Consider the following 13297-nt stretch of genomic DNA (forward strand, 5'->3'; position numbering starts at 1 on the left):
CGGCCGGTCAGGGAGGGGCCGGCGACGAGTCGGTCGGCCTCGACCCGACCGCGCAGGTCTCCACGGCCGGGCCCGCGGGCCGCTGGTGCTCCCGGTGCCCTCAGCCGGCCAGGGACCCCGCGAAGATCTGCCAGGCCAGCGCGGACTTCGCGCCGAGACTCAGCGCCAGGTAGGCCTTCTCCCCGAACGCATAGCTGCGCCACGGCCCGACCTCGCGGTACTGCAGGTACTGGTTGAGCGCGAACGACGTGAAGAACACGAAGAGCGAGACGAAGATGCCGTACACGAACCCGGGGACGGTCTCGGACCCGACGATGTTGACGGTGATCGCGACCCACGGCGCGGCGCCCGCGATGCAGCCGAACCAGAACGGCAGCATGGTCGTCGACGACCTGCCGGGCGGGTTCATCGTCTCCTGGAGCCAGCCGAAGAGGATCATCGCCACGTTGGCGCCGATGATGGCGATCGCGGCGTTGACCTGCGTGATGCCGGCGTAGAAGGCGATGAGCAGGATCATGATCGTGGCACTGACCGAGTACTCGACCCAGCGGAAGACGTTGATCCCCCGCCTCAGGTCGCGCTCGTAACGGGTGCGGAGCACCGTCGCGGTCAGACCGTGGTCCAGCGCGGCCAGGGCGAGGAACGCGGAGACGGCGAGGCCGATCGGCACGTCGAAGGCCACGGTCGGAGCAGGGACACGGCTACCCGGGGGGCCTTCCGGGTACGCCGTCGACACGTCGATCGCGAAGTCCGAGGCGAGCACCAGCACCGCGATCGCCTGGGCGGCGTGGAGCACCGTCAGGCCGACGTTCCACCGCCGAAGGTCGGTCAGCCTGGCCTCGTCGAGCTCCGCAGCCGGGGCCTGCGAGGTGCGGGAGGAAGGCTTGCGGCTCGTCACGCGTCCAGTATGGCGGCCGCGGGAGCAGCGCGCGGCCCCCTCGGGACCCTGCGGCCGGTCCGTGCCGTCGACCACGGGAGCCCGAGCAGCCTCAGCGCGGGTCAGCGCGGGTCGGCGCCCGCTTGCTCCAGCAGGGCGACGCACTCCACGTGGTGCGTCATCGGGAAGACGCCGACGCTCCTGAGCGTAGACGCGATCCTTTGCGGTCAGCTGCGGTCAGGAGGCGAAACTGACCTCTGACCTGCAGCGATGCCGCCCGAGAGGTCTGACGTCGTCAGCACGTCGCTGAGGGAGCTTGCGAATCAAAGCGAGCCCATTCCGAGCCCTCGTGTCTGCGGGCACCGACGGTCGCAATCAACTGCATGTTCAGGTGTCGCCGCGAGCGCGTGCTTCGAGGTACTGATCCATCACCGCCACGGGGATCCGGCCGCGGTCGGAGACGACGATGTCGTGCGTGGACGCCCAGCGACGTACGTACGCCGGGGTCGGCGGTGCGGGCGCGAGCGGCGGTGCCGATTCGAGGGCTCGTGCGGCATTGGCGCCGACCATCTCCTCGGCCAGTCCTACGCGCGCAGCTGCGAGGAAGCGGTAGGTCCACTCCTGGGCGAGCTTGCGGGTCTCGCAGAAGATGATCGGAACGTTGGGGAACCGGATCTGGCACTCGGCGATCCCGTCGGCCACGAGACTCGGCCGGACGTAGTCGACCTTGACGCCCCGCGAGTAGCCCTCTTCGACGACCACGGCGGCGCGCGGGATCGCGGAGAGCTCGCCGCGCCCCGTCGTACGCAGGACCGCACCGCCACCTGCTCGACGATCTCGGCGTCGGGTGGCCACTCCTCGAGCCGGTGGCAGTAGACCTTGCCGGTGCGCGGCCACACGTCCTTCGCCTTGAGGATGATTCCCTCCTCGAGCGGGATCCGGAGCAGGTACGGGAGCGTCGATCCGGGTTCGGTGTTGCGCGCGATGACGAAGTCATCCGGCATCCTGATCCTCACCCTGCCCGCCAGCTGTCACCCAGGCGTCGTCATGCTCGCCATCGGCATCGAGTACCGCACCCTCCGCCACCGACTCGACCGCCAAGCGCAGGCCTGACTCACATCGCTGCCTGACATTTCGATGACGTGTCGAATCCAGTCGCTCGCGACCGAGCCCGACCATGCTGACGTGCCGGATCAGCACAGTCCGGGGCCGAGGGAGGTTAGGCCGGGGCGCGCAGCAGGTGGCCGGAGAACACTCCGCGCCCGGTACGAGCTGCCACGGTGCCCCAGGCGAGCAGGAGGCCGGCGTAGAAGAGCACTGCAGCGACTGCCAGGAAGTGCGCACCCGTGATGGCGGCCAGTCCTGACGTCCCGGTGACGACGGTGCCGACTGGGAAGGTGAAGGACCACCAGGTCAGCGAGAAGGGCATGCCTGCTCGCATAGTGCGGATCGTGATGGCGATCGCGAGCGCGAGCCAGAGCATGGCGAATCCCCACATGGGTGCGCCGTAGACGAGCCCCATGGCCTCGAAGGCGCGCCCGTACGGTGCGGGGTAGACGTCGGTGGCTGTCGCGCCCAGGGTGTGCGCGGCGGTGATCGACTGGCCGAGCGGGCCGAGCACGATCCACAGTGTGGGGACTGCGGCTGCGGCTCCGACCTTGTGGTGCACCAGGCGGGTCCAGATCATCGTGATCACGACCAGGCTGGCGACGATGGTGAGGCCGAACATCATCGTGCAGGCCAGCTGCATGGTGAGCTGCCACTGACCGGCGGGCAGGTGGGGCAGCAGCAGGGGGCCGGTGGCTGCACTGACCATGGGCGGTACGACGGGCATCAGCCAGCCCCCGAAGGCGGCGTCCGGCTTCACTTCGTGGGTGGTGAAGGCCTTGTAGGGCACCGCCACCGCGGTCCACAGACCGAGCAGGGTGCCGGCGGTCCAGAGCACGAAGTCGATGCCCACCGCTGTCCCCTGGCCGACCAGCGGCTGACCGACCAGCAGGGCGCCGGCTCCGACGGTCATCAGCGCCATAGCCGGGGCGCCGTAGAAGTGGGACATCGCCGGGTTGTCGAGGTGTCCCCGCGCGGTGCGGGGGTGCTGCGTCCAGTGGATGATTGTCGCCGCGCTGATGACGGCGAGCAGGATCACGTCGAGGATCCACACGATCCGTGCGAAAGGCAGCAGACCGGGGACCTTGACGGGCAGGGTCGCGGCGGCGTTCGCGACGATCCCGGTGCCCATCACGGAGGCGAACCAGTTCGGGCCGATGAATCCGAACGCGGACTGTCCCTCGAGAGCGGTCAGGAAAGTACGACGATCTGCGGGGCGCTCGCTGGTGCTGGTGCGGGCTTCAAGAATGCTCATGACTTGAGTCTGCGAGTGCACACGGTGGGTCAGTAGTCCCCGCCGAGTTGTGCATGCACAACCAGGGCTTGTGACTGCCGTAGGTTTGGCTTGTGCCCACTCCGCATCTCCCTGATCTCGATGCACTGCGCCTGCTCGTGGGCATCGCCCGGCATGGCAGCATCGGTGGCACGGCCCGTGCCAACGGCATGAGCCAGCAGGCCGCGTCCGAACGTGTGCGGGCGATGGAGACCCAAACGGGCCTGACGCTCCTACGACGCGGCGCACGTGGCTCACAGCTCACCGAGGCCGGCGTGGTCGTAGCCGAGTGGGCGGCGAGGTTGCTCGATCTGGCCGACGAGGTAGACACCGCGATCGAGGGGTTGCGCGGCGACCGTAGTCGCGAGCTCGTGGTGTGGGCCAGCATGACGATCGCGGAGAGTCTGATCCCCCGCTGGCTGGTGCAGTTGCGCCAGCGACAGCAAAGCGAGGGCTACCGGGCGACGGCTGTGAGTCTCCATGCCTCCAACAGCCGCGACGTGGTCGAAGCGGTTCGCGCAGGAACGGCTCACGTCGGCTTCGTCGAGGGAGTCGAGGCGCCGGCGGCGGTGCGGTCTGTGACCGTCGCCGAGGACGAGCTCGTCCTGGTCGCGGCGGCCGGCGCACCGCTGAGTCGACGACGCACCCCTCTGTTGCCCGAGGAGGTGGCAGCACTTGCGCTGACCAGTCGTGAGGAGGGCTCGGGCACCCGCGAGGTTCTCGAGATCGCCCTGGCCAAGCATGGCTTGGTGGTGGGCGACCCGGAGGTGGAGCTCACCACCGCGACCGCTGTTCGTGAGGCGGTCCTTGCCGGCAGCGCGCCGGCGTTCCTCAGCCGTCGCGTCGTCGCGCGCGACGTGGACTCCGGGAGCCTGAGTGTCGTGGCGGTCTTGGACCTCGACCTGAGACGGTACTTCCGCGCCGTCTGGGTCGGAACCAAGAACCCGCCCACGGGCGCGGTGCGAGATCTTGTGGCGATCGCGCGAACGACCGAACGCTGACCATAGCCCCTACACAACGAATCGGTGGACCACGAGCAACGGTTCCGAGCACCACGAGCAAGCCGAGCGAGTAGAGCGCCACGATCTCGATCTGAACTCCTGGTTTGGTGAGCCGCATGTGTGCCACCTCCCTTCCTTTCCTGCAGGGTGTCCGCGAGCGAGGCCTGCTAATCACCGGCTTCGTGGTGTGGACCCACAACACGGCCTTGTGTCCCAGCATCGCGGACGTGTAGGCGCGAGCAGGCGGCTCGGTCACGCTCGGCATAGGGTTTTGCTCATGACGTGGTCGCCTCCTGTCCGCGACGAGCAAGCGCTCCCACTCCCGGAGGTCGCCGGCCTCGTGCGCCTTTGCATCGCGACCGGTGTCGCGCTCGTGGGCTGGAACTGACTGCGTGCGACCAGACCCCGCAAGCAAGCGAGCCCGCGTCCATGACGTTCCGGTCGGTCGGCTGAACGAGCTGGTCGAAGGGTGGCGGTTCGGAGGTCCGAGCGGTACCAGGTTCGTGCCCTGGTTCGACCCCGACGGCGCTGGCACGGGCGCCCGGGTCCTGCTGCTGATGGAGGCGCCGGGCCCCAAGACGGTTGCCGCGGGTGACCTCGGCTTCAGCTCGCTCGACAACGACGATCCCACCACCCGACAGGTCCGCCGGGCGCTGACCCCCTCCAGGCTCGACCCGGCGCGCTGCCTGCGGTGGAACGTCGTCCCCTGGGCATTGACCGGACCTGAAGGTCGACTCCGCAGCCCCCGGGTCAACGACTTGGAAGAGGCCCGCCCCGCCTTGAGCGCCCTGCTCGCCGAACTGGTCGACCTCCGGGTGGTCGTGCCCTTCGGCAGCGCGGCGCTGGAGGGCTGGATGCGGTACCTCACGCTCGCCGAGCACCCGGTCCTCGTCCCCACCCTGGCCGTTCCCCATCCCTCACCCGCCAACGGACACCGGCGCCAGGAGGCCTTCCGCCGAACCACCGCCGCTCTGGAACGAGCCGCGGATCTCTGCCGGTGAACGGCCCACTGCCTGGTGCGCAGCCATCTGCCGTCAGCTTCCTGTAAGTACTCGAGGCCTTTGAGCGACCTAATGTGGTGGACATGCTCCAAAGCCTGAGGCGAACCGCGATGGCACCGGTCGTCGTCCTGGCCCTCGTCAGCTGCGGAGGGTCGCCTCAGACGACCAACAGCACTTCGGGCGGCGGCTCCTCGGGGAAGAGCATCTCCGTGGCCGGCGCCCCGGCGCTGAGGTGGGGTGAGGGAGACTACGGAGTTGTCCTCGCGCATGGCGCTGCTTTCGACGCGGCCAGCTGGGAGAGGCAAGCCGTCGCGATCGCCGACCAGGGGGCGAGTGTAATCGCGGTCGAGGACATCGACCCCGATGCGATTCGCGATGCCGTGGAACAGCTACAAGCCGAGGGAGTCGCTGACGTCGCGCTCGTCGGCGCCAGCGCTGGGGCCGACGCCATCCTCGATCTCGCGACCCAGGACCCAGAGCTGGCCGATCAGCTGATCCTGCTGTCGCCGAACGCAACGGTCGAGGGGCTCGGAGACGAGCCGAAGCTCTTCGTGGCCAGCAAGGACGAGCCCGTGGCCCACGTCTCGATGGAGCTGGCCGCGTCCTCGCCCGGTGAGGAGAACGAGGTGACGATCCTGCCGGGCTCGGCCCACGCGCAGAACATCTTCGCCACCGACCAGGCCGCACCGGTCCTCGGCGCGATGCTCCACCGCCTCAAGCGCTTCGCTGCCCCGTGAGCCCGCACGGAGCCGTCGTGCTGGGCGCGACACCGTGAACCGATCCCGAGAGCGCGTCGTACCCAGGCTCGTGAGATCGCTACGCCCGGGCTCGCGGGCACCCGGGAGGCCGGACGAGGCCGACGAGCGGGTGCTGACCGAGCTCTACCTACGGCACGGGACGGCCCTAATGACCTTCGTGCTGCGCCTGGTCGATGACCGGGGCCGCGCCGAGGACGTCGTGCAGGAAACGATGCTGCGCGGCTGGCGCAACCTGGACAAGATCGATCCGACCCGCGGTGAGCCGCGGGCCTACCTGTTCGCGGTGGCCCGCAACCTGGTCATCGATCTGTGGCGCGCCGACGAGCGCCGCCCACGACTCATCGGCGACGACGACACCGCGGCAGCCCAGTCGGTCGGTGACCGCGCCGACGCAGTCGTCGACGCCTACCTCGTCGAGCAGGCGCTGGACCGGCTCTCACCCGAGCACCGGGCCGTGGTCGACGAGCTCTACTACCGCGGCGCCACGGTCACCGAGGCCGCCAGCACCCTCGGACTGCGCCCGGGCACCGTGAAGTCACGGTCCTACTACGCGATCCGCATCCTGCGCACCGCATTCGAAGAGATGGGAGTCGAGCGATGAACCAGCAAGAAGAGGACCGCGCTCACACCCGGCTGCGCGAGCTGCTGGGCCCCTACGTCCTGGGCGGTCTCGACGCCGACGACCGGGCTCGGCTCGAGGCCCATCTCCCGACCTGCGCCGCATGCCGCGACGAGCTCGCGACGTACGCCGGGCTGCCGGCGCTGCTGCGGGACGGGGCACCGGCATCAGCACACCGCGAAACCTCCGATGCTGCCCTGGGTGACGCGATCGGAGCCCTGCGGACCCGCCGTCGACGTCGCCGGCTCCTCCTCACCGCGGCCGCCGCGGTCGTGCTGGTCGCCGGAGCGGGTGTCGGCACGGCGCTGGTCCTCGGACCCGACGCACCGGTCGGAACGACTCTCGCGCTGAGCGCACCGGCGGGAGTGAGCGCCACCGGTGCAACCTCTTTGAGCGCCAAGCCGTGGGGCACCTCGGTCGAGCTCGACCTGCGGGGGCTCCCGCAGGACGAGCAGTTCGTCGCATGGCTCGTCTCACCCGCGGGAGAGCGCCAGCAGGTCGCCACCTGGGGATCGACCGGCAACGGCGAGGCGCACGTGACCGGGGCGGCGGCATTCGTCACGCGCGACGTGGCCCAGGTGCGCGTCACCGACTCCAACGGTGATCTCGTCCTCTCCGCCGCCACCCGGTGAACCGATCCGCCGGAGACGGCGTACACCTGCGTGACATCCGACGAAAGGGACCCACCATGAAGAAGATGACCACCGCCCTCACCGCCCTCACCGCCCTCACCGTGACCGCGGCGCTCGGCGGCACCTACGCCGCCACCGCCGGTGGGGCCTCCGCCGCCCCTGGGGCCGGGCACCGCGACCGCCATCAAGCGGCCAAGTCCGTGGACGTCGAGATCCTCGCCCCCGCACGCGGCGACAACGCCGGCATCGCCGGAGCCGGGTGGTTCGTCGACCTCGACATCGAGTTCGACGACACCACGCTGGCGGGCACCGGCTTCACGGCCAACCAGCTGACCGGGCCGGCCGCTCACAACAACACCGCTCCCTTCCCCGGCAGCTTCTCGACCGGTGCCGACGACCGGATGCCCGGCCTGGTCGTGCTCACCAGCACCACCAACAGCACCCTGCCCGGCTTCTCCGGCCCCGGAACCAACCTGGCCAACCTGTTCAACCTCACCGGCGTCACCGACCGCTCCAAGAACGACGTCGAGATCTGGGACACCTGGATCGTCGGCGCCCCGATCGCCGGCAAGGACGTCACCACCACGCTGACCGTCGCCGTCATCGACGACCTCAACCACGACGGCATCTACAACGACGCGCCCGCCGTGGTCACCGACCAGAACGCCGACGGACACATCGACCGCCGCGACCTCGAAATCATCGGCGTCGCCTCCAAGGTCGAGACCGTCGACTTCCGCATCAACGGCGCCTCCTGAAGGGGATCCGAACGCTCTCCCCGCGTCGCGCGCCGATCGTCACAGGGTGTGACTCATGGTTCGAGCGGGCCGCCCTCGGACGCCGTCGCACCTCGGGTGGGACGGGGCAGGCAGAATCGACGAATGCTGACACCCCACCTGGAGCCACTATGACCTGGCCGTCCGTCGTTGGCGCCGTCCGCACCTGGGCATGATCACCTCCGTCATCACCGGAGCGGTGGCGGGCGTGGCCATGGGCTACGTGCTGCAGCGGGGGCAGCTGTGCTTCCACTCCGCCATCCGCGGTTCCTTGGACGGCCGGTTCCTCCTGGTCCGAGGCTGGGCCCTCGGCGTGGCGCTGGCCTCGGTGGGCCTCGCGCTGCTGTTCCTCCTTCCGGGCACCAGTGGGCTCAACCAGGGCTTGGCCTTCCGCCCGGTGGCGAACGTGACCGGCGGATTGATCATCGGCATCGGGATGGTCGTGGCCAAGTCATGCGTCTCGGGGCTGTTCTACAAGCTGGGCTCAGGCATGCTCGGTGCCGTGGTCGGGTTGACCGGCTGGGCAGCGGGTGAGCTGGTCGCCCGCCAGCTCAGGCTGCCCGGTCCGACGGTGCTTGCGGGTGGCGAGGCTGCCACCATCCCCGGCCTGCTCGGGGTGCCGCGCCTCGGCGTGGCCGTCCTGCTTCTCCTCGGCGTCGCGATCGCTCTGTGGCTGCGGCCGGGTCGCGAGTCCCCGGCCCACGATTGGCAGTGGGGCTGGCGAAGGATCGGACTGGGACTCGGGATCGCGATCACCAGCGGGTGGGCCTTGGCGGCCCTGGGCGGCGCCAGCTTCGGCCCCAGCTCGGTGGGTGCCGTCGCGAGCATCGCCGGCGGCTCCCCCAACTACTGGTTGATCACCTTCCTCCTGGGCATCGTCGCGGGTGGCACCCTGGCCGCTCGTACTGCCGTCGGTTTCTGGCTCCGTGGCGAGGAGCCCGTCCGCTACGTCCAGCTCGCGGCCGGAGGCCTCCTGCTCGGGGCCGGAGGCTGGATCGCCGGCGGGTGCAACATCGGCCACGGCCTCTCCGGAGTCGCCCAGTTGAACGTCTCCTCGCTCGTGGTCGTGGCCGCCATGGTCGCCGGGGTCTGGGTCGCGGGGCTCGGCGCGAGCCGAGTCGCAAAGCGGTCGGCGACCGCTAGTCGATAGCACGTCGCTCCCCACTTCCCTTCGCACAGAGTCCTTTGGTCACCGTCTCTCAACCAAGTGAGCCCAAAGTGGGCCTCAAGGCACGTTCTGAGCGTCCGACGCCGAGGTCCCGCGCCGCATCACCGCACCTCAGAACCGCTTTTCACAAGTTGCGCCACGACCTCAACATGTGAAGTCATCGGAAAGAGGTCGAAGGCGCGCAGCGAGGTGAGGTGGTAGCCGTGCTCGGCGAAGATGGCGACGTCGCGGGCGAGGGCGGCGGGGTCGCACGCGACGTAGGCCACCGCGCGCGGCGAGCGGGAGACGACCTGCTCCACCACGACCCGCTTGGCGCCGGTGCGCGGCGGGTCGAGCACGACGAGGTCGACGCTGTCAGGGCCCTCCTGAGCGCGCAGGGCCAGCACCTTCTCCACCGGCCCGCACACGATCTCCACGCCGGTGCCGCGCTCGAGCAGCGGGGCCAGGTTGCTGCGGGCGTGGCCCGAGGCGGTGCGGTCGGCCTCGACCGAGGCGACCCGGCCGTCGGCGCCGACGGCCTCGCCGAGGAAGCGGGCGAAGAGGCCCACGCCGGAGTAGAGGTCGAGCACCGACTCCCCCGCCCGCGGGGCGAGCGCGTCGAGCACGGCGCCGACGAGGGCGGCCGGCGCACCGGGGTGCACCTGCCAGAAGCCGTCGGCGGCGACGGTGAAGTCGTGCGGCCCGACCGGTCCGGCGGCGGTCGTGGCGCTGACGGTCTCGCTCAGGGTGCCGGGGCCCGGCTCGCGGGCCTCGGGGTGCGCGATGAGGCAGTCGTCGATCGCGACGACCTCGCTGGAGCGGTGCTTGCGCATGCCCACGCGGCGTGCGCCGTCGTCGGCCTGGCCCAGGTCGACGTACTGCATGCGCGTGCGCCAGCGCAGGCCGTGGTCGTCGCCGGGCACGGCCTCGACCTCGACGGCCAGGTCGAGGCCCGCGAGGCGGCGCAGCTGCTCGGCGACCACGGCCGCCTTGAGCCCGCGCTGGGCGCCCAGCTCGACGTGCTGGAAGTCGCAGCCACCGCAGCCGCCGGGGCCGGAGTAGACGCAGGGCGCGGTGACGCGGTCGGGGGAGGCGGTGAGCACCTCGACGGCGTCGCCGCGCCAGAAGCGGTCGCCGTCGGTGCCCTCGGTGATCGCGAGCACGACCTGCTCGCCGGGCAGCGCGTGGCGCACGAAGACGACCCGCAGGTCCTCGCCGTCGGGCACACGGGCCACGCAGTGACCGCCGTGGGCGACGGGGCCGACCTCGACCTCGAAGCGCTCGCCGACGCGGGAGCGTCCACGGGCGGCTCGGGGGCGGGCGGCGCGGGCGCGGGGGTGTCGGGTCATCGTCTCAGCTCGTCGGGGTGGCGCTCGTCGACCTGGCCTCGGCGCAGGTCTCCGGGTCGCACGCGGAAGTCGTCGGACAGCTGGCGCTCGCGCGCGATCTGCGAGGAGCGCAGCTGGTAGGGCACGGAGGTCACCATGACCCCCGGGGTGAAGAGCAGGCGGCCCTTGAGCACGAGCGCGGTCTGGTTGTGCAGCAGCTGCTCCCACCAGCGTCCCACGACGTACTCGGGGATGTAGACGGCGACCACCCCGCGCGGGTTGGAGCGGCGGATCTCGGTGGCGTACTCCACGATCGGGCGCACCAGCTCGCGGTAGGGCGAGTGGAGCACCTTGAGCGGCACGTCCATCTTGCGCTCGTCCCACTCGGCGAGCAGCTTGTCGGTGGCCACGGGGTCGACGGAGACGTAGATGCCCTCCAGCACGTTGGGCCGGGTCGCCTTGGCGAAGGCCAGCGCGCGCAGCGTGGGCTTGTGCAGCTTGGAGACCAGCACGATCGCGTGGACGCGGGTCGGCATGACCCGGTCCTCCTCGTCGGCGGCCAGCTCGGCGGAGACCTTGTCGTAGTGGCCGCGGATGCCGCGCATGAGGGCGTAGAAGAAGATCATCGCCAGGATCGTGATCCAGGCACCGGCGAGGAACTTGGTGACCAGCACGATCACGAGCACCACGGCGGTGAAGCTGAGCCCGATGGCGTTGATCAGGCGCGAGCGCACCATGCGGCGCCGCTCGGCGGGGTCGCGCTCGGTCTGCAGCAGCCGCGTCCAGTGGCGGATCATGCCGAGCTGGCTGAGGTTGAAGGACACGAAGACGCCCACGATGTAGAGCTGGATCAGCCGGGTCGTCTCGGCGTCGAAGGCCAGGATCAGCACGATGGCCATCACCGCCAGGAAGACGATGCCGTTGCTGTAGGCCAGCCGGTCGCCGCGCGAGCCGAGCGCGCGGGGGGCGAAGCCGTCGTTGGCCAGGATCGAGCCGAGCACCGGGAAGCCGTTGAAGGCGGTGTTGGCGGCCAGCACCAGGATGATGCCGGTGACCGTGACCACGAGGTAGAAGCCCGGCGGGAAGTCGCGGAAGACCGCCTCGGCGATCTGGGCGATGACGGTGTGCTGGTCGTAGTCGGCCGGCAGCGCCTGCCCGTCGCGGGTGAGCCGGTCGAGGTCGTGGGGGTCGACGTACTTCAGCCCCATCTGGCGGGCGAGCACGATGACGCTGACCATCATCGAGATCGCGATCATGCCGAGCAGCAGCAGCGTCGTGGCGGCGTTCTTGCTCTTGGGCCGCTTGAAGGCCGGCACGCCGTTGGAGATCGCCTCGACGCCGGTCAGCGCGGCACAGCCGGAGGAGAAGGCCCTGGCGAGCAGGAAGAGCAGCGCGAAGGTGGTGAGCGGGCCCTCGAGGCCCGGCTCGGGGGTGATGGTGAGGTCGGCGCTCTCGACGCGGGGCAGGTTGCCCGTGAAGAGCTGGAAGAGCCCGATGCCGCACATGCCGAGGATCGCGACCATGAACAGGTACGTCGGCGCCGCGAAGAAGCTGCCCGACTCCCGGATGCCGCGCAGGTTCATCGCCATCAGCAGCAGCACCAGCAGGGAGCCGAAGGTCGCCTCGTGCCCGCTGAGCGCCGGGATGGCCGACGCGGCGTACTGGGCGCCGGAGGAGATCGAGACGGCCACGGTGAGGATGTAGTCGACCAGCAGGGCGCTGGCCACCGTCGTGCCGGCCTTCGGGCCCAGGTTGACGGTGGCGACCTCGTAGTCGCCGCCGCCGCTGGGGTAGGCGTGGACGGTCTGGCGGTAGGAGGCGATGACCGCCGCCATCACGATCGCGACGGCGATCGCGATCTTCCACGACCACATGTAGGCCGAGGCACCGGCCAGCGAGAGCATGATGAAGACCTCGTCGGGGGCGTAGGCCACCGAGGAGAGCGCGTCGCTGGCGAAGACCGGCAGCGCGATGCGCTTGGGGAGCAGCGTCTCCCCCAGCTGGGAGCTGCGCAGCTTGCGTCCCAGCAGGATCCGTTTCGAGACGTCGCCAACTCCCACGCGACGGAACGCTACGGCACGCACGGCCCGGAGCCCTAGGCGATACGGTGACGGCGTGCACGTTGTGATCATGGGCTGCGGCCGCGTCGGCTCGACGCTCGCGCGCAGTCTCGAGGACCGGAACCACACCGTGTCCATCATCGACAGCGAGCCGGACGCCTTCCGGCGCCTCGGCCCGGGGTTCAACGGCGACAAGGTCACCGGCTACGGCTTCGACCAGGAGGTCCTGGAGAAGGCCGGCATCCGCCGCGCCGACGCCTTCGCCGCGGTCTCCAGCGGCGACAACTCCAACATCATCGCCGCGCGGGTCGCCCGCGAGACCTTCGGCCTCCAGCAGGTGGTCGCCCGCATCTACGACCCCGGCCGCGCCGAGGTCTACCAGCGCCTGGGCATCACCACCGTCGCGACCGTGAAGTGGACCGCCGACCAGGTGCTGCGCCGGATCCTGCCCGCCGGCGCGGAGCCCGACTTCCGCGACCCCAGCGGCACCATCCGCGTCGACCACGTCACGGTGCCCGAGTCGTGGATCGGCCACCGCACCGTGGCCATGCAGGAGCAGAGCCGCAGCCGCATCGCGTGGATCGACCGGCTCGGCGAGGGCATGCTGCCCTCGCGCGAGACGATCCTGCAGGAGGGCGACATGCTCCACCTGGTGATCCGCGAGGACAACGCGGCCCACGCCTACGCCGTGCTCGACCGAGGACCTGAGGAGCACTGA

14 protein-coding genes are annotated in these 13297 nt (G+C 70.2%); 9 read left to right on the forward strand and 5 right to left on the reverse strand.

All coding sequences use genetic code 11. The features are described from left to right. Window positions 1-100: 100 nt before the first annotated feature. The gene (heR, locus tag IR170_RS12510) at window positions 101-898 is read right to left on the reverse strand and encodes a heliorhodopsin HeR (protein WP_193664512.1); all 798 of its coding nucleotides are present in this window, start codon (window positions 896-898) and stop codon (window positions 101-103) included. Window positions 899-1264: 366 nt separating this feature from the next. Further along, a complete protein-coding gene (locus IR170_RS20370; RefSeq protein WP_319805051.1) occupies window positions 1265-1639 on the reverse strand; it encodes an Lsr2 family DNA-binding protein in 375 nt (124 codons plus the stop codon). A gap of 222 nt (window positions 1640-1861) precedes the next feature. On the opposite strand from IR170_RS20370, the gene IR170_RS19985 reads away from it, so the two are divergent. Then, entirely contained in the window at window positions 1862-1990 is a 129-nt protein-coding gene (locus IR170_RS19985) for a hypothetical protein (RefSeq protein WP_264674811.1), read from the forward strand. 106 nt (window positions 1991-2096) lie between these two features. On the opposite strand, the gene IR170_RS12520 is transcribed toward IR170_RS19985, so the two are convergent. Further along, the gene (locus IR170_RS12520) at window positions 2097-3239 is read right to left on the reverse strand and encodes a TDT family transporter (protein WP_193664514.1); all 1143 of its coding nucleotides are present in this window, start codon (window positions 3237-3239) and stop codon (window positions 2097-2099) included. A 92-nt stretch (window positions 3240-3331) separates the two neighbouring features. Here IR170_RS12520 and IR170_RS12525 point away from each other — a divergent pair, with 92 nt between their 5' ends. The 7 genes from IR170_RS12525 (at window position 3332) to IR170_RS12555 (ending at window position 9194) form a co-directional block, all read left to right on the forward strand. After that, window positions 3332-4258 (forward strand): LysR family transcriptional regulator, encoded by a 927-nt coding sequence (locus IR170_RS12525; RefSeq protein ID WP_193664516.1) that lies wholly within the window; start codon window positions 3332-3334, stop codon window positions 4256-4258. Between the two features lie 503 nt (window positions 4259-4761). After that, window positions 4762-5259 carry a uracil-DNA glycosylase gene (locus tag IR170_RS12530; RefSeq protein ID WP_193664518.1) on the forward strand — a complete coding sequence of 166 codons (498 nt, stop codon included), beginning with the start codon at window positions 4762-4764 and terminating at the stop codon, window positions 5257-5259. Between the two features lie 110 nt (window positions 5260-5369). Further along, on the forward strand, window positions 5370-5996 hold the full coding sequence (locus IR170_RS19545) for an alpha/beta fold hydrolase (RefSeq protein ID WP_227489148.1): 627 nt from the start codon (window positions 5370-5372) through the stop codon (window positions 5994-5996). Between the two features lie 130 nt (window positions 5997-6126). Next, the gene (locus IR170_RS12540) at window positions 6127-6618 is read left to right on the forward strand and encodes a sigma-70 family RNA polymerase sigma factor (protein ID WP_319805052.1); all 492 of its coding nucleotides are present in this window, start codon (window positions 6127-6129) and stop codon (window positions 6616-6618) included. Next, on the forward strand, window positions 6615-7268 hold the full coding sequence (locus IR170_RS12545) for a zf-HC2 domain-containing protein (RefSeq protein WP_193664522.1): 654 nt from the start codon (window positions 6615-6617) through the stop codon (window positions 7266-7268). The genes IR170_RS12540 and IR170_RS12545 overlap by 4 nt, the downstream gene beginning before the upstream one ends. Window positions 7269-7324: 56 nt before the next feature. Further along, a complete protein-coding gene (locus tag IR170_RS12550; protein WP_193664524.1) occupies window positions 7325-8026 on the forward strand; it encodes a hypothetical protein in 702 nt (233 codons plus the stop codon). 190 nt (window positions 8027-8216) lie between these two features. Beyond that, window positions 8217-9194, forward strand: a complete 978-nt coding sequence (locus tag IR170_RS12555) for a YeeE/YedE thiosulfate transporter family protein (RefSeq protein WP_193664526.1) — start codon at window positions 8217-8219, stop codon at window positions 9192-9194. A gap of 119 nt (window positions 9195-9313) precedes the next feature. Here the strand turns inward: IR170_RS12555 and IR170_RS12560 are convergent, their stop codons facing one another. Then, the gene (locus IR170_RS12560) at window positions 9314-10540 is read right to left on the reverse strand and encodes a class I SAM-dependent RNA methyltransferase (RefSeq protein WP_193664528.1); all 1227 of its coding nucleotides are present in this window, start codon (window positions 10538-10540) and stop codon (window positions 9314-9316) included. Continuing rightward, window positions 10537-12579 carry an APC family permease gene (locus IR170_RS12565; RefSeq protein WP_056862595.1) on the reverse strand — a complete coding sequence of 681 codons (2043 nt, stop codon included), beginning with the start codon at window positions 12577-12579 and terminating at the stop codon, window positions 10537-10539. The genes IR170_RS12560 and IR170_RS12565 overlap by 4 nt, the downstream gene beginning before the upstream one ends. 70 nt (window positions 12580-12649) lie before the next feature. Between IR170_RS12565 and IR170_RS12570 the strand changes: the two genes are divergently transcribed. Then, on the forward strand, window positions 12650-13297 hold the full coding sequence (locus tag IR170_RS12570) for a potassium channel family protein (RefSeq protein ID WP_227489238.1): 648 nt from the start codon (window positions 12650-12652) through the stop codon (window positions 13295-13297).

This window comes from Nocardioides kribbensis (assembly GCF_015070375.1).
Classification (GTDB): domain Bacteria; phylum Actinomycetota; class Actinomycetes; order Propionibacteriales; family Nocardioidaceae; genus Nocardioides; species Nocardioides kribbensis.

Bases quoted from the DNA above. Each gene is read 5' to 3' on its own strand.
- IR170_RS19985 (WP_264674811.1), top strand. From the start codon at position 1,862: ATGACGAAGTCATCCGGCATCCTGATCCTCACCCTGCCCGCCAGCTGT.
- IR170_RS12520 (WP_193664514.1), bottom strand. From the start codon at position 3,239: ATGAGCATTCTTGAAGCCCGCACCAGCACCAGCGAGCGCCCCGCAGAT.
- IR170_RS19545 (WP_227489148.1), top strand. From the start codon at position 5,370: ATGGCACCGGTCGTCGTCCTGGCCCTCGTCAGCTGCGGAGGGTCGCCT.
- IR170_RS12545 (WP_193664522.1), top strand. From the start codon at position 6,615: ATGAACCAGCAAGAAGAGGACCGCGCTCACACCCGGCTGCGCGAGCTG.
- IR170_RS12550 (WP_193664524.1), top strand. From the start codon at position 7,325: ATGAAGAAGATGACCACCGCCCTCACCGCCCTCACCGCCCTCACCGTG.
- IR170_RS12555 (WP_193664526.1), top strand. From the start codon at position 8,217: ATGATCACCTCCGTCATCACCGGAGCGGTGGCGGGCGTGGCCATGGGC.
- IR170_RS12560 (WP_193664528.1), bottom strand. From the start codon at position 10,540: ATGACCCGACACCCCCGCGCCCGCGCCGCCCGCCCCCGAGCCGCCCGT.
- IR170_RS12570 (WP_227489238.1), top strand. From the start codon at position 12,650: ATGGGCTGCGGCCGCGTCGGCTCGACGCTCGCGCGCAGTCTCGAGGAC.